The sequence below is a fragment of the Streptomyces hygroscopicus genome (genome assembly GCF_026168105.1).
Classification (GTDB): Bacteria; Actinomycetota; Actinomycetes; order Streptomycetales; family Streptomycetaceae; genus Streptomyces; species Streptomyces hygroscopicus_D.
Map to the genome: position 1 here is coordinate 19,235 of NZ_LBMW01000020.1, position 21,663 is coordinate 40,897.

Genomic DNA, 21,663 nt, shown 5'->3' on the forward strand with positions numbered 1-21,663 from the left:
TGAGAGCGGCCGGGTCAGCCGGCTACTCGTGCAGCGAGCGCGTCGCCGATCTCGTCGGTCGTGCGAGCGGGCTTGCCCACCCGCTCCGCGAGGTCGGCGGAGACGGCCTCCTCGATGCGGGCGGCCTCGGCCTCGTGGCCCAGGTGGCGCAGCAGGAGGCCGACCGAGAGGACGGTGGCCGACGGGTCGGCCTTGCCCTGGCCCGCGATGTCGGGCGCCGAGCCGTGCACGGGCTCGAACATCGAGGGGAACTCGCCGGACGGATTGATGTTGCCGGAGGCTGCGACCCCGATGCCGCCGGAGATGGCCGCGGCCAGGTCGGTGATGATGTCGCCGAAGAGGTTGTCGGTGACGATCACGTCGAAGCGCTCGGGCTGCGTGACGAGATAGATCGTCGCCGCGTCCACGTGCATGTACTCGGTGGTGACCTCGGGGAACTCCTCGCCCACCTTGGTGAAGATGTCCGTCCACAGGTGACCGGCGTGCACGAGCACGTTGTTCTTGTGGACGAGCGCCAGCTTCTTGCGGGGACGGGCCTGCGCGCGGGCGTACGCGTCGCGCACGACGCGCTCGATACCGAAGGCGGTGTTCAGCGAGACCTCGGTGGCCACCGCGTGCGGGGTGCCGGTGCGGATGGTGCCGCCGTTGCCCGTGTAGGGGCCCTCGGTGCCCTCGCGGACCACGACGAAGTCGATCTCGGGCTGGCCCGCGAGCGGGGTCTCGACGCCCGGGAGCAGCTTGGAGGGCCGCAGGTTGACGTGGTGGTCGAAGGCGAAGCGGAGCTTGAGCAGGAAGCCGCGCTCCAGGACGCCGGACGGGACCGACGGGTCACCGATCGCGCCGAGCAGGATCGCGTCGTGCTGCCTGAGCTGCTCCAGGTCGGCGTCGGTGAGGGTCTCGCCGGTGGCGTGGTAGCGCCGGGCGCCGAAGTCGTACTCCTTGGTCTCCAGCTTCACATCCTGCGGGAGGACGGCGGAGAGGACCTTGAGCCCCTGGGCCACGACCTCCTGGCCGATGCCGTCACCGGGGATCACTGCGAGATTGATGCTGCGAGACATGACGGCACCGTACTCCTTGTCCCATGGGATGACACGGGCTGTCCGGGATGCGGACGCAGGGGCGGGCCGCCTGATGTGTCGGCGCTGGACGCAGAGCGGCGAGCGGCTCGACCACCTCGAGGTGCGGCGCGGCGGGCGACGCGAGGCGCGCGACCGCGCCGCACCTCGTGCGGGTGCGGCTCCCGGCTCGTGGGTGGTGCTCAGACCCCCGGGGTGGCGGCCCCGGAGTGACGGGGGGTGACGCTGCTCAGTGGCCGGTCTCTCCGCCGTTGTCCCTGCGGTCGAGGGCGCGCTGGAGCGCGGCGGCGGCGTTCTTGCGGTCGGACTCGTTCGTCCGGGAAACGTGACGGACTCGGCGGCGGGCGGTCGTCTCGGCCATGGGGAATCGACTCCTTCGATGATCCGGGAGTGCGGAAAGGGGTTTCGAGACGCCGGAGGGGCGGGGAGCTGTGCCGCAGGGGTTGCCTGCACGGGGCCCGGCTCACGACCGCCATTCGCTGGTTCGAGCGAGACGTTCGGCTCCTACAAAACTAAGGGAGGACCGGGCATCTGTCTCCACAACTACTCGGACTTCCTACTATCTGAGACGGCCGATCGGGTCACACCTCGCTGAACTGCGGAAACGTCGGGCGGCGGGACACACGTTCCATGACGCGCATCCGAGACACCGTCAGATTCGTCAGAGCAGGTCCCCGTTGCGCCAGTCGAATACCAGCTCGTACGCCGGATCGAGCGGGCCGGCCGCCGCCGGGCGCAGGAAAGTGCAGTCCTCCTCGTCGGGGAGGCGCAGCACCCCGTCGGGGCCGAGGGCGCAGACGCGGCCGGACCAGAGCTGCCAGCCCCGGGCCGCATACAGGCCGGCGCCCTCGTCGCTGGCGGAGAGCGCGCCGAGGTCGTAGGCACGGTCGACGATCCGTTCCAGCCCGGCCATGACGCGCCCGCCGAGCCCCTGGCGCTGCACGTCCGGCCGCACACCCACGCTCTCCACGTACCCCACGCGCAACCAGCGGTCACGATGCCCGACGCGCCGCAGGATGACCGACCCGTGCGCGGCGAGCCCCCGGTCGTCGCTCACGAGGACGTGCATCCCGCCGAGTGTGTGGTCCCAGTCCTCGTCGTCGAAGTCGCCCTCGAAGGCCTCCTCGAGCAGTTCCCGAAGGGCCGGCAGTTCGCCGGGAGCCAGGTCGGCCGTATGGACGGTGCGGACTCGGACGGTCACGGCGTCAGTATCCCGTACCGGACCACCGTCGGCCATGACCACGGGCCGCATCACCCGGAAACACGCGCGGGCCGGGTCGTCGTCCTGGCGGACGGCTTCCCGGCCCGGAGCCTCGGGAGGCAGAGGCTCAGCCCATGTGCGGGTACGTGTAGTCCGTCGGCGGGACCAGCGTCTCCTTGATGGCGCGGGTCAGGGTCCAGCGCAGCAGGTTCTGCGGGGCGCCCGCCTTGTCGTTGGTGCCGGAGGCACGGCCGCCGCCGAAGGGCTGCTGGCCGACCACGGCGCCGGTCGACTTGTCGTTGATGTAGAAGTTGCCCGCGGCGTAGCGGAGCTTGTCCATCGTGTACGCGGCCGCCGCGCGGTCGTTCGCGACGACCGAACCCGTCAGGGCGTAGTCGGAGACCGACTCCATCTGGGTCAGCATCTCGTCGTACTTCTCGGCCGAACTGTCGTCGTAGACGTGCACCGCGAGGACCGGGCCGAAGTACTCGGTCCTGAAGACCTCGTTCTCCGGGTCGGTGCACTCGATGACGGTCGGGCGCACGAAGTAGCCGACGGAGTCGTCGTAGGAGCCGCCCGCGACGATGGTGCAGGCCGGGTCCTCCTTCGCCCGGTCGATCGCGGCCTTGTTCTTGGCGAAGGCGCGCTCGTCGATGACCGCTCCGATGAAGTTCGACAGGTCGGTGACGTCACCCATGGCCAGGTAGTCGACCTCGGCCGCGAACTCCTCCTTGAAACCGGAGTTCCAGATCGACGCAGGGATGTACGCCCGGGAGGTCGCCGAGCACTTCTGGCCCTGGTACTCGAAGGCACCACGGGTGAGCGCCGTCTTCAGGACCGCGCGGTCCGCGCTCGGGTGGGCGACGAGGAAGTCCTTGCCGCCGGTCTCGCCGACCAGACGCGGGTACGAGCGGTACTTCTCGATGTTGTTGCCGACCGTCTTCCACAGGTACTGGAAGGTCTTCGTCGAGCCGGTGAAGTGGATGCCCGCGAGGTCGCGGTGCTCCAGGGCGACCTTGGAGACCTCGATGCCGTCACCGGTCACGAGGTTGATGACGCCCTTGGGCAGACCCGCCTCCTCCAGCAGCTGCATCAGCAGCACCGCGGCGTGCGTCTGCGTCGGGGACGGCTTCCAGACCACGACGTTGCCCATGAGGGCGGGGGCGGTGGGCAGGTTGCCGGCGATCGCCGAGAAGTTGAACGGGGTGATCGCGTAGACGAAGCCCTCCAGCGGGCGGTGATCGAGGCGGTTCCAGACGCCCGGGGAGTTGGCCGGGGGCTGCTCGGCCAGGATCTGGCGGGCGTAGTGGACGTTGAAGCGCCAGAAGTCGACCAGCTCACAGGGGGTGTCGATCTCCGCCTGCTGGGCCGTCTTCGACTGGCCGAGCATGGTGGAGGCGGCGATCGTCTCGCGCCAGGGGCCCGCCAGCAGCTCGGCGGCGCGCAGGATGATCGCGGCGCGGTCGTCGAAGGACATCGCACGCCAGGCGGGTGCGGCGGCCAGGGCGGCGTCGATGGCGTCCTGGGCGTCCTGCTGGGTGGCGTTGCGCGAAGTGCCGAGGACCGCCTTGTGGTTGTGCGGCTGCACGACCTGGAACGGCTCACCGCCGCCCATGCGCTTCTCGCCGCCGATGGTCATGGGCAGGTCGATCGGGTTCTCGGCCAGCTCCTTGAGCTTGGCCTCCAGCCGGAGGCGCTCGGGCGAACCGGGGGCGTAGCCGTGCACCGGCTCGTTGACGGGGGTGGGGACCTGGGTCACAGCGTCCATGTGTTCCGTAACTCCTTATTGAGCGGTGTGGGTCGGGCTCAGCCGTTGCTGACCATCGAGCGGACGAAGAAGCGCAGGTTCGCGGGCTTCTCCGCCAGGCGGCGCATGAAGTAGCCGTACCAGTCCGTGCCATAGGCCGTGTAGACCCGCATGCGGTGGCCCTCGGCGGCCAGGCGCAGGTGCTCCTCGCCGCGGATGCCGTACAGCATCTGGAACTCGTACTCGTCGAGCTTGCGCCCGGCGCGCCGGGCGAGTTCCTGCGCGACGGAGATGATCCTCGGGTCGTGGGAACCGACCATCGGGTATCCCTCACCCTCCATGAGGGTCCTCAGGACACGGACGTACGCCTTGTCGATCTCTTGCTTGTTCTGGTAAGCGACCGACGCGGGCTCCTTGTACGCCCCCTTCACGATACGCACCCGGCTGCCGCTCGCGGCCAGGCGCCGAGCGTCGGCCTCCGTGCGGAAGAGGTAGGCCTGGACCACACAGCCGGTCCCCGGGAAGTCCTTCCGCAGTTCCTCGTGGACGGCGAACATCGAGTCGAGAGTGGTGTGGTCCTCGGCGTCCAGCGTGACAGTGGTACCGATCGCGGCGGCGGCCTCGACGACCGGGCGCACATTGGCGAGGGCCAGCTCATGGCCGCCGGGGAGGGCCTGGCCGAACATCGACAGCTTGACCGACATCTCGGCACGGGGGCCCAGCTCCAGCGGCTGCAGCCGGTCGATCAGCTCCAGGTACGCGTCACGGGCTGCGGCGGCCTGCTCGGGGGTCGTGATGTCCTCACCGACGACGTCCATGGTCAGCTCGAGGCCCTTGGCGGTGAGGTCCTCGACGACCGGGACGATCTCGTCGACGCTCTCGCCGGGGATGAAGCGGTCGACGACCTGCCTGGTCACCGGGGCTGCCGAGATCAGACGGCGCATCCGGTCGCTGCGCGACGCGGCGAGAATCACGGGACCCAGCACGGGGCACCTCCACAAAGGCATCAGGAGGCCGAATCCCGACTATTCGGGTACGGCACGGAGAACCACCGTGAAACCTAAGGATTGCTCTGATCTTCAGCCATCGACAGCTGTCACGCATCCGTGCCCTGGATCTCAGACATCTGTATGAGCGCGACGGGAGAATGCGGGAGAATGCCCGCGTGGCGGATGTTTTCAAGGCAGGCCGGGGCGACTACCAGGAGCTCGTGGACGAGATCTCGGAGCTGCTCGGCGCCCCCACGACCCTGGAGAACCGGGACTTCGAGCTGATCGCCTTTGCCGCGTACGACAGCGAGGGCGAGTTCGACGAGGCGTCCCTCGACCCGGTGCGCACCCGCTCGATCCTCACGCGGCGCTCCACGGCGGCGGTGCGCCGATGGTTCGAGGGCTTCGGCATCGCACGCGCCACCGGCCCCGTGCGCATTCCGCCCACGCCGGAGGCGGGCGTCTACCGCGGGCGGATCTGTCTGCCCGTTCGCCACCGGGGTGTCGTCCTCGGGTACGTATGGGCGCTGGCCGACGAGCCGGGCCCGTCCGAGGCGCAGCTGTCCGCCGCGATGGAGGTCGCCGCCCGGATCGGCGCCCTCCTCGCGGACGAGGCGCAGGCGGGCGCGGACCTGACGCGCGAGCTGCGCGCGGTCCTCACCGCCGAGCGCGGCTGGCAGCAGGACATGGCGGTGGCGGAGCTGCGTACGGCGCTGGGGGTGCGGGGCGAGGGCCTGCACACGGTGGTGTGCGTGGCCCCCTGGCCCTCGGCCGACCCCGACCACGCCCCCTCGGTCCGGACGATGCCTGCCACGACCGCGCTGTGCACCGTGCCGTGGGGCGCAGCGGGCCAGTGCCTGGCGCTGCTGGTGCGGCTGCGCTCGACCGACGTCCTGACCCCGGCGCTGACCGCGGCCACCCGGCTGCTGCGGGAGGCGGAGGGCTCGCGCGGCGGCGGGCGGACCGCGGCCGGGGTGGCCGGCGTCCGCCACGGCCTCGCAGAGCTTGGCAACGCCTGGCAGGAGGCGTCGGCGGCGGCCCGCGCCGCCCTGGCGGAGCCACGGCTCGGCCCCATCGCACAGTGGGCGTCCATCGGGCCCTACCGCCTGCTGACATCGCTCCCGCCGCAGGCGGCACGCGACCCGGCCGTGCGTGTGCTGCTGTCCCCCGCCCACCGCGAACTCGCGCGCACCGCCGAGGTGTTCCTGGACTGCGCGGGCCAGGCGGGACGCACGGCGGCGGAACTGGGCATCCACCGGCAGACCCTCTACTACCGCCTGTCCCGCGTCGAGCAGCTCACCGGCCTGGACCTCGACGACGGCGAGGACCGGCTGCTGCTGCACATGGCGCTGAAGGGGGCGCGGCTCTAGCGATCCGCGCTCTTCGCCGTACCGGCACCCTTCGCCGTACCGGCACCCTTCGCCGTACCGGCGATCACCCGGCGCAGCCCCTCGGTGAGCTGATCGGCGTCGGTCGCGGAGTCCGGGTCGAAGAGCCACTGGACCATGAGCCCGTTGAGGAGGGTCTGGTAGAAGCGGCCCTCCGTGTCCACGGCCCCCTTGTCGAGCTCGCCCTCCGGGATGCCGGTGAACATGGAGACAAGGCCCGAGCGCCCCTCGTCCTGTGCTTCACCCAGCAGGCGGCGCACCTCCGGGATCCGGTCGCTCTGGAAGATGAGTTCGAAGCTCAGCAGCCAGATCGCCCGTGACTCCGGCACCGAGCGGATGACGTTCGCCCACACCTCCTGGAAGCGCTCCAGCGAGCCGGGCGGCGCCTTCGCCTCGCCGCCCGCGCCCCAGCCGGGATCCATGGTTTCGCCCACCCCCTCGATCAGTGAGACGTACGCCTGCACCAGCAGCGCGTCCTTGGAGCCGTAGTGGTAGCCGATGGACGCCAGGTTCGTCCCCGACTCCTTGACGATGTCGCGCGCCGTCGTGCGCAGGAAGCCCTTCTGGAGCAGGCAGCGCTTCGCGCCCTCGAGCAGATCCTCACGGTGTCCCATGCCCACCACCCTATCTCGATTCATACAGCCGTCCTATACGAGCGATTTAAACGGCCGTATTAGACAAGCGTTTAAGACGCCCGTACAGTCTCTGGCATGACGAACTCGACAAGCACGACGGCCCAGTTGGGCCCGGACGCCGCTGCCACCCGGGCCGGCCGCCGTGAATGGACCGCCCTGGGCGTCCTGATGCTGCCGCTGCTGCTGGTCTCGATGGACGTCTCGGTCCTCTACTTCGCGATACCGGCGATCAGCGCGGACCTGAGGCCGAGCGGCACCCAGCAGCTGTGGATCTTCGACATCTACGCGTTCGTGCTGGCCGGGCTGCTGATGACGATGGGGTCGCTGGGCGACCGCATCGGCCGTCGCAGGCTTCTGCTCATCGGCGCCGCCGCGTTCGGCGCGGCCTCCCTGGTCGCCGCGTACGCGAACAGCGCCGAGACGCTCATCGCGGCGCGGGCGGTGCTCGGGATCGGGGGCGCGACCCTGATGCCGTCGACGATGGCGCTGGTCCGCACGATGTTCACCGATCCGGGCCAGCGGGCGAAGGCGATCGGCATGTGGTCCGGGGTGATGACGGCCGGTATCGCTCTCGGCTCGGTGATGAGCGGCGTCCTCGTCCAGTACTTCTGGTGGGGCTCGGTCTTCCTGGTGAACCTGCCCGCGATGGCCCTGCTCCTGGTCCTCGGCCCGTTCCTGCTGCCCGAGTCGAAGAACCCCGAGCCCGGCCGGTTCGACCTCCTCAGCGTCCCGCTGTCGATGGCGGCGGTGCTCCCCGTGATCTACGGCCTGAAGGAGATCCCGTCGGAGGGCTGGCACGTCCGTTACGTCGTCTCGGTGACCGTGGGCCTGCTCTTCGCGGCGCTCTTCATCCACCGTCAGCGGACCACGGCTTCACCCATGATCTCCCCCGCCCTCTTCCGCGGACGGGGCTTCGCCCCCGCCGTGGTGCTGAACCTCGTCTCCTCGTTCGGGATGATGGGCTCGGCGTTCTTCACCACGCAGTACCTGCAGTCGGTGCTCGGCAAGAGCGCGATGGAGGCGGCCCTGTGGGCGCTGCTCCCCTCGGTGCCGATCGGCATGGCCGCCCCGATCGCCACCCAGCTGGTCCAGAAGGGCGTCAACCGCGCTTACGTCGTCTCCGCGGGCTTCGCGATCGCCGCGGCCGGCTACGCGATGCTCGCCCTCGCCGGTACGGACTCCCTCTGGCTGGTACTGGCCGCCTGCGGTGTCCTCGCCTCCGGGATCGTCGTCGCCATCTCCCAGATGACGGACCTCGCGCTGAGCGCGGCCCCGGTCGAGCGGGCGGGCTCCGCTTCCTCCCTCCTGGAGACCGGCGGGGAGTTCGGCGGAGCCCTCGGCATGGCGGTCCTCGGCTCCATCGGCACGGCGCTCTACCGCCACGACATCCCGTCCTCGGCCCCGGCCCCGGCCCGGGAGACACTGGGCGGCGCGCTGGCCATCGCGGACCGGCTCCCGGGACGCGCGGGCGACGCCCTGGCCTCGGCCGCCCGGGACGCGTTCACCAGCGGGATGCACGGGGCGGCGATCGCGGGGGCGGTGGTGCTGGCGGGGGCCTCGGTCGGGGCGGCGGCGACACTGCGCCGGATCCACGTACGCGAAACCACGGCCGCGGAGCCGGAGCGGGTCTCCGCCTGAGGACACTCACAGCGCAGGAAAAACGCCGGACGGGCTGGTCAACCAGCCCGTCCGGCGTTTGAGGACGAGCCCGTTCAGGGCGAACGGGGGTCCGGGGGCGAGGTCCCGGGGAGGGCGACCCGGGCCGACGGTCAGCCCGGACGAACGGTCGCCTCAGACCAGGTTCACCGAGCGGGCGGACGTCGCGCCGATCTCCTCCGCCACCTCCGTCAGGACGTTCTGCGGCACCGTGTCGTCGACTGTGAGGACCGCGAGGGCCTCGCCACCGGCGATGTCGCGGGCCACCTGCATGCCGGCGATGTTGATACCGGCCTCGCCGAGGATGCGGCCGAGCGTGCCGACGACGCCGGGACGGTCGGTGTAGCGCAGCACGACCATGTGGTCCGCCAGCGCCAGGTCCACGTCGTAGTCGCCCACCGCCACGATCTTCTGGTGGTGCTTCGGGCCGGCCAGCGTGCCGGACACCGACACCTCCTCGCCGGCCGAGAGCGTACCGCGCACGGTCACCACGTTCCGGTGGTCCGTGGCCTCCGAGCTGGTGGTCAGGCGCACCTCGACACCGCGCTCCTGGGCGAAGAGCGGCGCGTTGACGTACGAAACCGTCTCGTCCACGACATCCTCGAACACGCCCTTGAGCGCGGACAGTTCGAGCACCTTCACATCGTGCTGGGTGATCTCGCCGTACACCTCGACGTCGAGCCGGACCGCGACCTCGCCCGCGAGCGCGGTGAAGATACGGCCGAGCTTCTCGGCGAGCGGGAGCCCCGGCTTGACGTCCTCGGCGATGACACCGCCCTGGACGTTCACCGCGTCCGGCACCAGCTCGCCGGCGAGCGCGAGGCGCACGGACTTGGCGACCGCGATACCGGCCTTCTCCTGCGCCTCGTCCGTCGAAGCGCCCAGGTGCGGGGTGCAGACGACCTGGTCCAGCTCGAACAGCGGCGAGTCCGTGCACGGTTCCTTCGCGTACACGTCGAGGCCCGCGCCCGCGACCCGGCCCTCCTTGAGCGCCGAGTACAGCGCCTCCTCGTCGACGATCCCGCCGCGTGCGGCGTTGACGATGCGGACGTGCGGCTTGACCTTGTGCAGCGCCTCGTCACCGATCAGGCCGAGGGTCTCGGGGGTCTTCGGCAGGTGGACGGTGATGAAGTCGGAGACCTCGAGCAGCTCGTCGAGCGACAGCACCTTGACGCCCATCTGCGCGGCCCGGGCGGGCTGCACATAGGGGTCGTAGGCGACGATCTTCATGCCGAACGCGGACATGCGCTGCGCGACCAGCGCGCCGATGCGGCCGAGACCGACCACGCCGAGGGTCTTCTCGGCGAGCTCGACACCCGTGTACTTGCTGCGCTTCCACTCGCCGTTCTTCAGCGCGGCGTTGGCCTGCGGGATGTTGCGGGCGGTGGAGACGAGCAGACCGCAGGCCAGCTCGGCTGCGGTCACGATGTTCGAGGTGGGTGCGTTGACTACCATCACGCCGGCCTTGGTGGCGGCGGAGACGTCCACGTTGTCCAGGCCGACGCCGGCTCGCGCGACGACCTTCAGCTTCTTCGCGGCGGCGACGGCCTCGGCGTCCACCTTCGTCGCGGAGCGGATCAGGATGGCGTCGACGTCGGCGATCGCGGGCAGCAGCTCGGCGCGGTCCGCGCCGTTGCAGTGCCGGATCTCGAAGTCGGGGCCGAGGGCGTCGACGGTCGCGGGCGACAGCTCTTCAGCGATGAGTACCGTGGCTTTTCGACTGGGGTACGAGCTCACGTGAGTCCTCACAAGTCCAATGCGGACGGCCGTCCCGACGGCCGCAGGCGGTGGAGGGGTGCTAGCCGCGTGGAAGACGCACGACGCTGTGGGCCTGAACGCGATTCTTGTGCAGCAGTGTAGTAGCGCGGCGCTGGTCGTATTACGCCTCTGCGGAAGGATCACCCATCCGTGGCTGGACGGGTTGGACAACGCCCGGTGCCAGGCGTTACCCGCGGTTCGCCGAAGGGGCCGGAGCGGTACGCTCCGGCCCCCCGGGCACCCGACTCACGCCTCTTCGTCGACCCAGCTCATGAGCTTGCGCAGCTCCTTGCCGGTGGTCTCCAGCAGGTGCTCGGAGTCCTGCTGCTTGTACTCGTTGTACTTCTTCAGACCGCCGTGGTACTCGTCCATCCAGTTCTTGGCGAACGTGCCGTCCTGGATCTCGGCGAGGACCTTCTTCATCTCGGCCTTGGTGGCCTCGGTGATGATGCGCGGGCCGGTGACGTAGTCGCCCCACTCGGCGGTCTCGGAGATCGACCAGCGCATCTTCTCCAGGCCGCCCTCGTACATGAGGTCGACGATCAGCTTCAGCTCGTGGAGGCACTCGAAGTAGGCGATCTCCGGCTGGTAGCCCGCCTCGACCAGGGTCTCGAAGCCGGCCTTGACCAGCGCGGCGGTGCCGCCGCAGAGGACGGCCTGCTCGCCGAACAGGTCGGTCTCGGTCTCCTCGGTGAAGGTCGTCTTGATGACGCCGGCACGGGTGCCGCCGATGCCCTTGGCGTACGACAGCGCCAGCGCGAACGCGTTGCCGGATGCGTCCTGCTCGACGGCGACGATGCAGGGAACGCCGCGGCCCTCCTCGTACTGGCGGCGCACCAGGTGGCCCGGGCCCTTGGGGGCGACCATGCAGACGTCCACGCCGGCCGGGGGCTTGATGAAGCCGAAGCGGATGTTGAGCCCGTGGCCGAAGAACAGGGCGTCGCCGTCCTTCAGGTGCGGTGCGACGGACTCCTCGTAGACCTGGGCCTGGATCGGGTCCGGCACCAGGATCATGATCACGTCGGCCTCGGCGGCCGCCTCCGCCGGGGTCACCACGCGCAGCCCCTGCTCCTCGGCCTTCGCCTTGGACTTGGAGCCCTCGTGCAGACCCACGCGGACGTCGACACCCGAGTCGCGCAGCGACAGCGCGTGGGCATGGCCCTGGCTGCCGTAGCCGATGACCGCGACCTTGCGGCCCTGGATGATGGACAGGTCGGCGTCAGCGTCGTAGAACAGCTCGGCCACTTTGGGTTCTCTCCTTGGAGTGCAGGTGTTGCTCCCACCGTATGACGGTGGGGGGAGGGGAAGTTTCGGGGTCTCGGAATACGGGCGGCCGGCGGCTGTCGGACCGCCCGTTTCCAGTCACGGGTGCGGCGCCCGTGCGAGCTACGCGGACCGGTCGAGAGCGCGCAGCGAGCGGTCCGTGATCGAACGGGCGCCCCGGCCGATCGCGATCGTGCCGGACTGGACCAGCTCCTTGATGCCGTACGGCTCCAGCATCTTCAGCATGGCGGACAATTTGTCGCCGGATCCGGTGGCCTCGATGGTCACGGCCTCCGGGGAGACGTCGACGGTCTTGGCGCGGAACAGCTGGACGATCTCGACGATCTGGGAGCGCGTCTCGTTGTCGGCGCGCACCTTCACCAGAACGAGTTCACGCTGAACGGCGGACGACGGCTCGAGCTCGACGATCTTCAGGACGTTGACGAGCTTGTTGAGCTGCTTGGTGACCTGTTCGAGCGGCAGGTCCTCGACGTTCACCACGATGGTGATGCGGGAGATGTCGGGATGCTCGGTGACGCCGACCGCGAGCGAGTCGATGTTGAAGCCGCGGCGCGAGAACAGGGCGGCGATCCGGGCAAGGATGCCGGGCGTGTTCTCGACGAGGACCGAGAGGGTGTGCTTGGACATGGTTCTCACTCTGCTCTCTCAGTCGTCTTCGCTGTCGCCGAAGTCGGGACGGACGTCCCGGGCGGCCATGATCTCGTCGTTGGAGGTGCCGGCGGCGACCATCGGCCACACCATCGCGTCTTCGTGGACGATGAAATCGATGACGACCGGACGGTCGTTGATGGAGTTCGCCTCTTCGATGACCTTGTCGAGGTCCTCCGCGGACTCACAGCGGATCGCATGGCAGCCCATGGCCTCCGACAGCTTCACGAAGTCGGGGACGCGGGTGCCGGCGCCGCGCGGCGTGCCCTCGGTGGCGCTGCCCGGCATGGTGACCTCGGGGCCGGAGTGCAGCACCGTGTTGGAGTACCGCTGGTTGTAGAAGAGGGTCTGCCACTGGCGGACCATCCCGAGGGCGCCGTTGTTGATGATGGCGACCTTGATCGGGATGTTGTTCAGGGCGCAGGTGGTCAGCTCCTGGTTGGTCATCTGGAAGCAGCCGTCGCCATCGATCGCCCAGACAGTGCGGTCCTGGGCGCCCGCCTTCGCGCCCATTGCGGCCGGGACCGCATAGCCCATCGTCCCGGCGCCGCCGGAATTGAGCCAGGTCGCGGGCTTCTCGTACCGGATGAAGTGCGCCGCCCACATCTGGTGCTGGCCGACGCCCGCCGCGAAGATCGTGCCTTCGGGGGCGAGCTGCCCGATGCGCTCGATGACCTGCTGCGGGGAGAGCGTGCCGTCCTCCGGCAGGTCGTAGCCGAGCGGGTACGTCTCGCGCCAGCGGTTCAGGTCGTTCCACCAGGCGGTGTAGTCGCCCTGGTGGCCCTCGCTGTGCTCCTTCTGCACGGCCTGGATCAGATCCGCGATGACCTCACGGGCGTCGCCGACGATCGGCACGTCGGCGGCGCGGTTCTTGCCGATCTCGGCCGGGTCGATGTCGGCGTGGACGATCTTGGCGTACGGGGCAAAGCTGTCCAGCTTGCCGGTGACGCGGTCGTCGAAGCGGGCTCCGAGGGCGACGATCAGGTCGGCCTTCTGCAGCGCGGTGACGGCGGTGACCGACCCGTGCATGCCCGGCATTCCCACGTGCAGCGGGTGGCTGTCGGGGAATGCGCCGAGCGCCATCAGGGTGGTGGTGACGGGCGCTCCGGTGAGTTCCGCGAGGACCTTCAGCTCGGCGGTGGCGTGCGCCTTCAGGACACCGCCGCCGACGTAGAGGACGGGCCGCCTGGCGGAGGTGATCAGCTTGGCGGCCTCGCGGATCTGCTTGGCGTGCGGCTTGGTCACCGGACGGTAGCCGGGCAGGTCCGTGACGGGCGGCCAGCTGAAGGTGGTCTGCGCCTGGAGGGCGTCCTTGGCGATGTCGACGAGGACCGGGCCGGGGCGGCCGGTGGAGGCGATGTGGAAGGCCTCCGCGATCGTCCGGGGAATGTCCTCGGCCTTGGTGACCAGGAAGTTGTGCTTGGTGATCGGCATCGTGATGCCGACGATGTCCGCCTCCTGGAAGGCGTCGGTGCCGATCGACTTCGAAGCGACCTGGCCGGTGATCGCGACCAGCGGCACCGAGTCCATGTGTGCGTCCGCGATCGGGGTCACCAGGTTGGTGGCGCCGGGCCCGGACGTCGCCATGCAGACGCCGACCTTGCCGGTGGCCTGCGCATAGCCGGTGGCCGCGTGGCCCGCGCCCTGCTCGTGCCGCACCAGCACGTGCCGCACCCGCTTGGAGTCCATCAGCGGGTCGTAGGCCGGAAGGATCGCACCGCCGGGAATGCCGAATACCGTCTCGGCGCCGACCTCCTCGAGAGAGCGGATGAGGGACTGCGCACCCGTGACATGCTCGGGCACGGACTGGTGTCCTCCGGATCGGGGCCGCGGCTGCGGATGGTGGGCCCCGGTGGCCTGCTCGGTCATCGGCATTCTCTTCTCGATGCTGAGGGTTTTTGCGAGGTTTGGGCGTTGTACGACTGGTGCCTGTGCAACAAAAAACCCCTCGTGCCGTAAGGCAAGCGAGGGGAGCGCGCCGGGTGCGGTCGCTGGATCTTCCGGTTCATTCCGGTGGGTCCCAGCTCAGCCGACGCGCTGTCCAAGTACGAGAATTCGGGTGCGCATGGCACTGACCCTCCCCCCGGCACGCCATCACTGTCAAGTGGGTGGGACGGGAGTCTCATTATGTGAGCGGAGAGCCGTGCCGCCTCCGAGAACGGCGGCCACACCAGTGGTGTACACCCCCGCGCCTCCGCCGGCGAAGGCGGGCTCCACCGGAACGCGCGGCACCGGATAGTTGCCGGAATTCAGCGCCCGGCGCAGCCGGTACTCGTCCAGCGGCCCGGAGAACGCCATGCCCTGCCCATGGGTGCAGCCCATCGCGCGCAGGGCGACGACCTGCTCGGGCAGATCCACGCCGTCGGCGATGGAGGGCAGGCCCAGATCGGTGGCGATGCGGAGCAGCCCGCTGGTGATCTTGTGCAGCCGCGCGGACTCCACGACCCCCTCGACCAGGCCCCGGTCGAGCTTCAGCACGTCGATCGGGAGTCGGCGCAGCGCCGCGATGGCCGCGTAGCCGCTGCCGAGTCCGTCCAGTGCAACACGGACGCCGATCCTGCGCAGGGCGCCGAGCCGGCGCTCCAGCTCGTCCAGGGAGACCCGGGGGTCGATGTCGGAGAGTTCGATCATCAGGGCACCCGACGCCAGCCCGTGCCGGGTGAGCAGGGCCTCCACGGAGCCGAGCGGCAGGGATCGGTCGAGGAGCCGACGGGCGCCCATCCGGACGGCGACGGGCACGGCGAGCCCGGTGGCGGTGCGCTCGGCCGCCTGCTCGACGGCCTCCTCCAGGAGCCAGCGGCCCAGCTCGCCGGCCTTGTCGCTGTCCTCGGAGACCCGCAGGAACTCCGAGGGCGTGAAGAGCACGCCCTGGGAGGAGCGCCAGCGTGCCTGGGCGCTGACCGCCGTGATCCGGCCGTCCTCGAGTGACACCACCGGCTGGTGCAACAGGGTGAACTCGCCGTCGTGCAGCGCGGCCCGCAGCCGGGTGGCCAGCTCGGCCTTCCGTACGACGTCCTGCTGCATCTGGGGCGCGTACAGCTCGACGCGGCCCTTGCCGGCCGCCTTGGCGCGGTACATGGCGAGGTCGGCGTTGCGCAGCAGTTCGCCGGCGCCCAGACCCGGTTCCGAGAAGGCCACCCCGATGGACGCGGCCACCCGGACATCGTTGCCGTCGATGTCGTACGGCTGCGAGAGCGTGAGCCGGAGCCGGTCGGCGAGTTCGAGGATGTGGCCTTCGCGGGCGGTGCGGTCACGGGTGCCGTCGCCGACGATGAGGGCCGCGAACTCGTCGCCGCCCAGTCGGGCGGCGGTGTCGCCCTGGCGGACCGAGTCCTGGAGTCTGCGGGCGGCCTGGACGAGCAGCTCGTCCCCGGCCTGGTGCCCGATCGTGTCGTTGACGGCCTTGAAGCCGTCGAGGTCGATGAAGAGGACGGCGGTGCCGCGGTCGGAGGTGCGGCGGCCGGTCAGGGCCTGCTGGACGCGCTTGGTGAACAGGGCGCGGTTGGGCAGGTCGGTGAGCGGGTCGTGCTCGGCGTTGTGCTGCAGCTGAGCCTGCAGGCGCACTCTTTCGGTGACGTCCCGGCTGTTGAAGATGAGTCCGCCCTGGTGGCGGTTGACGGTGGACTCGACGTTGAGCCAGCCGCCGGCACCGGACCGGAAACGGCACTCGATGCGGGTGGTGGGTTCTTCGGTGTGGCTGGCGGTGAGGAAGCGGCGCACTTCGTGCACCACGCAGCCCAGGTCCTCCGGGTGGATCAGCGCGGCGAGTTCCGTCCCGACGAGTTCCTCGGCGGACCGTCCGTAGACGCCGGCGGCGGCCGGGGAGACGTACCTGAGGATCCCGTTGGGCGCGGCGATCATGATGACGTCGCTGGAGCCCTGCACCAGGGAGCGGAAGTGGTTCTCCTTCTGCGCCAGCTCCTGGGTGAGGGTGATGTTGTCGAGCAGCATGATGCCCTGGCGCACGACGAGCGCGAGCACCACGGCGCCCGCGGTGATCAGCACCACGCGGTCGACGCTGTGGCCGTTGAGGACGTTGTAGAGGATCCCCAGCGTGCAGACGGCGGCGGCCAGGTAGGGAGTGAGGGCGGCCAGCGATCCGGAGATCGGTCGCGTGGCCGGGTAGCGGTCGCGGTCCGCGTCCTGCGGGAGTCCGGCCGGCCGGCGGTCACGTCCGTAGTCGTGCGTGAGGCCGCGGCCTGGCTCCGGCCGCACGCCGGGGCCGGGACCCGGGTCCTCGGGGTCCACCTGCGGATGCGCATTCCGATGGTCCGGGGGCTGCGGCCCGGTCCCCCGCTGCTCCGGTACGTGCTCGTGGACCACGCGCGACCGTCCGCGGCCGCCCGGCGGTCCGGGGCGGGTGCCGACCCAGGGTGAGTACGCGAGGAGCAGCGAGCCGGAGAACCAGCCCGCGTCCAGCAGCTGACCCGAGTGGTAGCTGTTGTGCAGCAGCGGCGAGGTGAACAGGGCGTCGCACATCACGGTCAGGGCGAGCGCGCCGATGGCGGTGTTGACCGCGGAGCGGTTCACCGCCGAACGCCGGAAGTGCAGTGCGATCACCATGCTGATCAGGGCGATGTCCAGGAGCGGATACGCCAGCGACAACGCGGTGTGCGCGACGCTCGGTCCGTCGAACTTCGCCGCCTGGGCGAGAGCGAGGCTCCAGGACAGCGTCAGCAGCGAGCCGCCGATCAGCCACGCATCGAGCGCGAGGCAAACCCAACCCGCTTTGGTGTCGGGCCTTTTGGCGAGCACGAGCAGTCCTACGATGGCGGGCGGAGCGAAGCAGAGGAAGAACAGGTCGGCGCAGCTGGGCGAGGGGACGGGACTGTCGAGGACGACCTCGTACCAGCCCCAGATCCCGTTGCCCAGGGCCGCCATGGCGGAGGAGAGGGCGAACAGCAGCCATGCCGGTCGAAAACGGCTGCGGCCGCGGCGGGCGTAGAGGAAGCAGGAGACCGACGCGGTGCCGGCCGCCGCACTCAGCCCGAAGTCACCCATGAAGAGCGCGACGCTCCGGGAGCCCCAGCCGACAGCGGAACCGACGGCGTATCCCGCGCACACCAGAGCCAGGACGAGTTGCGGAACGAAGCTCGTCCGGCCGCCCGGCACCGGACGCCGGGCCAGCACCGCTCCGGGGGAGCTCACCGGACCCTCCCGGTCCGGGGAACCGCCGGATCCCGCCGGGCTGGGTGCGCGTGCCTCTTGCGGGCGCCGTGCCTGCGGTGGTGGTGATGACCGTTGTGGCCGCGTCTGCGCGACGTCGCCGCTCGCCAGGGTCGCCGCCCGCGGCCCCGCCGCGTCGGATGGTTCGTCCATAGGCCGTGCATCGCCCGTCGCCCCCCTCGCATGTCTCAAAATTCCGTCCCCGGCGCCGAACGGTGCGCGGCGCAGCCCCTGTCGGGACGATACACCAGTCTCGTCACTCAGGGACATAGTTCCTCTACGCTCCGTGACGGCCAGCGAGGATGTGGGCACGTACCGCGCACGAGGGACTGCGGAGTGTGCCGGAAGCGGAGAGGGCGCGAACCGAGGGTGACCAATGCGCCGGTGGTGCGACCGTCGGCCGGGGACGCGTGGGCGTGTGCGCGGGCGCGTGCGCGGTGGGCGGAGTTGGCTCGAATCATGCGCTGTGCGGGCCTCAACCGCATGCGGCCCCGCCGGTTCCGCACCCCTCGCCGCGCCCCCTTCACTCCCCGGTCGTCAGCACCACGTTCTCCAGCCGTTCCCCCTGCGCGAAACGGTTCAGCTGGGCACTGAGGAGACGTTTGACACGAGGCCAGAACGCCGAGGTGGGACCGCCGGCATGAGGGCTGATCAACAGGCCCGGCGCATGCCACAGGGGGTGTCCTGCGGGCAGCGGTTCGGGGTCCGTGACATCCACGGCGGCCGTGATGCGGCCGATCTCCAGCTCGGCCAGCAGCGCCTTGGTGTCGACGACGCCGCCGCGCGCCACGTTGACGAGCAGCGCCCCGTCCTTCATCCGGGCCAGGAAGTCCGCGTTGACCAGGCCCTTCGTCTCTTCCGTAAGCGGTGTGACGAGCACTACGACATCGGCCTCGGGAAGAAGTTCCGACAATCGGGAGAGAGGATGCACAAGACCGCGCGCCGACTCACGTTCACGGCGCGCGACGCGCGCCACCCGCGCGAGCTCAAACGGCGCGAGCCGGTCCTCGATGGCGGCGCCCACCGACCCGTACCCGACGATGAGGACGGACTTGTCGGCGAGCGCGGGCCGGAACCCGGAGCGCCACTCCTCGCGGTCCTGCCCCCGGACGAAGTCGGGGATGCCGCGGAGCGAGGCGAGGATCAGGGCCAGCGTGAGTTCCGCGGTGCTGGCCTCGTGGACACCCCGGGCGTTGCACAGGCGCACACCCTCGGGCACCAGGCCGAGGCCCGGCTGGACGTGGTCGACGCCGGCGGAGAGCGTCTGCACCACACGGAGGGACGTCATCGCGGCCATGGGACGCACCGCGATCTCGGAGCCCTTCATATAGGGCACGGCGTAGAACGCGCAGTCGGCCGGGTCCGCGGGAAACTCCTGGTCGCCGTCCCAGTAGCGGTAGGTGAGGCCCTCGGGAAGGCCCTCTATCTCGTCGCTGCGGAACGGAAGCCATACGTCGACAGTCATGGTCAGGAGGCTATGCGAAGGATCCGTCACCGCATTGGTTAGTTTGGGGTGCCAGGAAAGGGAGGACACGGCCAGGTGGAGCGCAGGACGATCGGCGCGGGGGCGCTCGAAGTGGGGGCCGTAGGACTCGGGTGCATGCCGATGAGCTGGGCGTACACCGGTTCGCGGCGGCGGGGCGACGAGTCGCTGCGGACTGTTCACCGGGCGCTGGATCTGGGGGTGACGCTGCTCGACACGGCCGACATGTACGGGCCCTTCACCAATGAGCTGCTGGTGGGGCGGGCACTGAAGGAGCGGCGTGCCGAGGCGTTCGTGTCGACCAAGGTCGGTCTGCTGGTGGGTGAGCAGCACATCGTGGCCAACGGCCGCCCGGGCTATGTGAAGAGGGCCTGCGACGCGTCGCTGCGGCGGTTGCAGACGGACGTCATCGACCTCTACCAGCTGCACCGCGCGGACCCCGAGGTGCCCGTGGAGGAGACGTGGGGCGCCATGGCGGAGCTGGTGCGGGCGGGCAAAGTACGGGCGCTGGGGCTGTGCGCGATGGGTGTGCGGGGCGGGCGGCGGAGCGGGGCGCGGCTGTACGACGGCACGATCCGTCAACTGGAGCGGGTGCAGCAGGTGTTCCCGGTGAGCGCGGTGGAGGCCGAGCTGTCTCTGTGGTCGACGGAGGCACTGGACACGCTGGTGTCCTGGTGCGCGGCGCGCGGGGTCGGCTTCCTGGCCGCGATGCCGCTCGGCAACGGCTTCCTGACCGGCACGCTGACGCCGGGTGAGGGTTTCGAACCGGACGATCTGCGCGCCCGCCACCCCCGCTTCACGGCCGAGATGATGGCGGCGAACCAGCCGATCGTGGCCGGGCTGCGGCGCGTGGCCCGCCGCCATGGCGACGACGTCACACCTGCCCAGGTGGCGCTGGCCTGGGTACTGGCACAGGGGCGGCACGTGGTGCCGGTCGCGGGTGCCAAGCGCGAGCGCTGGGTCGCGGAGAACGCCGGCGCGCCGAGCCTGCGACTGACACCGGAGGACCTGAGGGAACTGGCGGACCTGCCGGCGGCGCAGGGTTCGTGGGACTGATTACGGAAGCTCGGGCAGCCGGGACGGGCGCGACCCCGGCGCACGCCGCTCTCTCCGACTGCCTCTCCGGCCGCCGAGAGAGGCGCTCTCCCCGGCGCGGCGAGCATTCTTTCCGGCCGAGCGGAGGGGCGCATCCTCCGGCGCGCTGCGCGCTCCGGGGCCGGGAACACATAAGCCTCCCGGGGCGCGCGCACGGCGCAACGGGCGGCGCGGCTCCGGGCCGGGGGCGGCTCACGAGGGGCGGGGGCCTGACCGATACGGGGAGGGGCCCCAGGGAGGACGGCCGATGCGGCGGACGGCTGGTTTCGCGGTGCCGGATCAGGAACCCCAGGAGCGCCGGCGGTGTAGGAAGAGGGGAAGCCCCACGGCGAAGGGACCTGAATCGTGCGACGTCGAGCTGCGACGGCCGTGGCGGCCGCGACCGTCCTCCTGCTGACGGCCGGCTGCTCCTCGGGCGGCCACGGGCCGGGCGGCGGCAAGAGCTTCGCTTCGCGCGGTGCGGGACCGGGATCTTCCTCCCCCGGGGGGACCGCCGAACAGACGCCGCCGGCCAAGGGATCGGTCCGGGTGGTACGTACGGTCGCCGTGAACCTCAGGACTCCCTGGGGCCTCGCGCCGCTGCCCGAGGGCGGACTGCTGGTCTCGTCCCGGAACGACGGGACGATCGTCCGGGTCGACGGTACGACCGGGAAGAAGACGGTGCTGGGCAAGGTCCCGGGCGTCGCGGCCATGGGCGAGGGCGGGCTGCTGGGCATCGCCCTCTCCCCCGGCTACGCCTCGGACCACATGGTCTACGCGTACCTCACGACCGACTCGGACAACCGCATCGTGCGCATGCTGTACGACCCGCAGAAACCGGCCGGTGAGCAGCTGGGCGCTCCGGACACGGTGTTCAGGGGCATTCCGAAGGGGATGATCCACAACGGCGGCCGGATCGCCTTCGGCCCGGACGGGATGCTTTACGCGGGCACGGGCGAGTCGGGCGACCGGGGTCTGGCCCAGGACCTCACGTCGCTCGGCGGCAAGATCCTTCGCATGACCCCGGACGGCGAGCCCGCCCCGGGCAACCCCTTCGGCGGCTCGGTCGTCTACTCCTACGGCCACCGTAACGTCCAGGGTCTGGCCTGGGACAGCGAACAGCGGCTGTTCGCCTCGGAGTTCGGCCAGGACACCTGGGACGAGCTGAACGCGATCAAGCCGGGCGACAACTACGGCTGGCCGGACGCCGAGGGAAGGTCGGCCAACCCCGAGTACCACAACCCGATCGCCCAGTGGCACACGGACGAGGCCTCCCCCAGCGGCATCGCCTACGCCGAGGGCTCGATCTGGATGGCGGGCCTGCGCGGCCGGCGGCTGTGGCGCATCCCGCTGAAGGGTACGAAGGCCTCCGCGCCCCCGCAGGCGTTCCTGATGGACACCTACGGCCGGCTCCGTACCGTGGTGGCGGCCGGCGGCGACAGGCTGTGGCTGACGACGAGCAACACCGACGGCCGGGGCAAGCCGGCGAAGACCGACGACCGGATCCTGGAGGTGCGGGTGTCGTAGGCCGGCGCCACCGCCATCCCTCCCCGCCACC

The 21,663-nt window shown here is 70.4% G+C and carries 16 protein-coding genes; 4 read left to right on the forward strand and 12 right to left on the reverse strand.

Going from position 1 to position 21,663, the window contains the following annotated elements; all coding sequences use genetic code 11:
• Positions 1-14 precede the first annotated feature (14 nt).
• The 5 genes from AAW14_RS20170 to AAW14_RS20190 all read right to left on the reverse strand — a co-directional run bounded on the left by AAW14_RS20170 (position 15) and on the right by AAW14_RS20190 (position 5,010).
• Positions 15-1,058, reverse strand: coding sequence for a 3-isopropylmalate dehydrogenase (locus tag AAW14_RS20170; RefSeq protein ID WP_265565291.1), 1,044 nt, complete (start codon positions 1,056-1,058; stop codon positions 15-17).
• A gap of 247 nt (positions 1,059-1,305) precedes the next feature.
• On the reverse strand, positions 1,306-1,437 hold the full coding sequence (locus AAW14_RS20175; RefSeq protein WP_265565292.1) for a hypothetical protein: 132 nt from the start codon (positions 1,435-1,437) through the stop codon (positions 1,306-1,308).
• A 300-nt stretch (positions 1,438-1,737) separates the two neighbouring features.
• The gene (locus tag AAW14_RS20180; protein ID WP_265565293.1) at positions 1,738-2,277 is read right to left on the reverse strand and encodes a GNAT family N-acetyltransferase; all 540 of its coding nucleotides are present in this window, start codon (positions 2,275-2,277) and stop codon (positions 1,738-1,740) included.
• A gap of 127 nt (positions 2,278-2,404) precedes the next feature.
• Positions 2,405-4,045 (reverse strand): L-glutamate gamma-semialdehyde dehydrogenase, encoded by a 1,641-nt coding sequence (gene pruA / locus AAW14_RS20185; protein ID WP_265565294.1) that lies wholly within the window; start codon positions 4,043-4,045, stop codon positions 2,405-2,407.
• A gap of 38 nt (positions 4,046-4,083) precedes the next feature.
• The gene (locus AAW14_RS20190; RefSeq protein ID WP_265565295.1) at positions 4,084-5,010 is read right to left on the reverse strand and encodes a proline dehydrogenase family protein; all 927 of its coding nucleotides are present in this window, start codon (positions 5,008-5,010) and stop codon (positions 4,084-4,086) included.
• A 161-nt stretch (positions 5,011-5,171) separates the two neighbouring features.
• Here AAW14_RS20190 and AAW14_RS20195 point away from each other — a divergent pair, with 161 nt between their 5' ends.
• Positions 5,172-6,383, forward strand: a complete 1,212-nt coding sequence (locus tag AAW14_RS20195; protein WP_265565296.1) for a PucR family transcriptional regulator — start codon at positions 5,172-5,174, stop codon at positions 6,381-6,383.
• On the opposite strand, the gene AAW14_RS20200 is transcribed toward AAW14_RS20195, so the two are convergent.
• Complete coding sequence (locus AAW14_RS20200; protein WP_265565297.1) at positions 6,380-7,015, reverse strand: TetR/AcrR family transcriptional regulator; 636 nt, start codon at positions 7,013-7,015, stop codon at positions 6,380-6,382. The two genes, AAW14_RS20195 and AAW14_RS20200, sit on opposite strands and share 4 nt — an antisense overlap.
• A 96-nt stretch (positions 7,016-7,111) precedes the next feature.
• Here AAW14_RS20200 and AAW14_RS20205 point away from each other — a divergent pair, with 96 nt between their 5' ends.
• Complete coding sequence (locus AAW14_RS20205; protein ID WP_265565298.1) at positions 7,112-8,674, forward strand: MFS transporter; 1,563 nt, start codon at positions 7,112-7,114, stop codon at positions 8,672-8,674.
• 153 nt (positions 8,675-8,827) lie between these two features.
• On the opposite strand, the gene serA is transcribed toward AAW14_RS20205, so the two are convergent.
• From serA to AAW14_RS20235, 6 genes are all read right to left on the reverse strand, one after another.
• Positions 8,828-10,429 carry a phosphoglycerate dehydrogenase gene (gene serA / locus AAW14_RS20210; RefSeq protein WP_265565299.1) on the reverse strand — a complete coding sequence of 534 codons (1,602 nt, stop codon included), beginning with the start codon at positions 10,427-10,429 and terminating at the stop codon, positions 8,828-8,830.
• Positions 10,430-10,696: 267 nt separating this feature from the next.
• Complete coding sequence (ilvC, locus tag AAW14_RS20215; RefSeq protein WP_265565300.1) at positions 10,697-11,695, reverse strand: ketol-acid reductoisomerase; 999 nt, start codon at positions 11,693-11,695, stop codon at positions 10,697-10,699.
• A gap of 141 nt (positions 11,696-11,836) precedes the next feature.
• Positions 11,837-12,361 carry an acetolactate synthase small subunit gene (gene ilvN / locus AAW14_RS20220; RefSeq protein ID WP_265565301.1) on the reverse strand — a complete coding sequence of 175 codons (525 nt, stop codon included), beginning with the start codon at positions 12,359-12,361 and terminating at the stop codon, positions 11,837-11,839.
• Between the two features lie 18 nt (positions 12,362-12,379).
• Complete coding sequence (locus AAW14_RS20225; protein WP_265565302.1) at positions 12,380-14,257, reverse strand: acetolactate synthase large subunit; 1,878 nt, start codon at positions 14,255-14,257, stop codon at positions 12,380-12,382.
• A gap of 225 nt (positions 14,258-14,482) precedes the next feature.
• Positions 14,483-17,530 carry an EAL domain-containing protein gene (locus AAW14_RS20230; RefSeq protein ID WP_265565303.1) on the reverse strand — a complete coding sequence of 1,016 codons (3,048 nt, stop codon included), beginning with the start codon at positions 17,528-17,530 and terminating at the stop codon, positions 14,483-14,485.
• 541 nt (positions 17,531-18,071) lie between these two features.
• On the reverse strand, positions 18,072-19,013 hold the full coding sequence (locus AAW14_RS20235) for a 2-hydroxyacid dehydrogenase (RefSeq protein ID WP_265565304.1): 942 nt from the start codon (positions 19,011-19,013) through the stop codon (positions 18,072-18,074).
• Between the two features lie 75 nt (positions 19,014-19,088).
• Between AAW14_RS20235 and AAW14_RS20240 the strand changes: the two genes are divergently transcribed.
• Positions 19,089-20,087 (forward strand): aldo/keto reductase, encoded by a 999-nt coding sequence (locus AAW14_RS20240; protein ID WP_265565305.1) that lies wholly within the window; start codon positions 19,089-19,091, stop codon positions 20,085-20,087.
• A gap of 384 nt (positions 20,088-20,471) precedes the next feature.
• Positions 20,472-21,632, forward strand: a complete 1,161-nt coding sequence (locus AAW14_RS20245) for a PQQ-dependent sugar dehydrogenase (protein ID WP_265565306.1) — start codon at positions 20,472-20,474, stop codon at positions 21,630-21,632.
• The last annotated feature ends 31 nt before the right edge of the window (positions 21,633-21,663 follow it).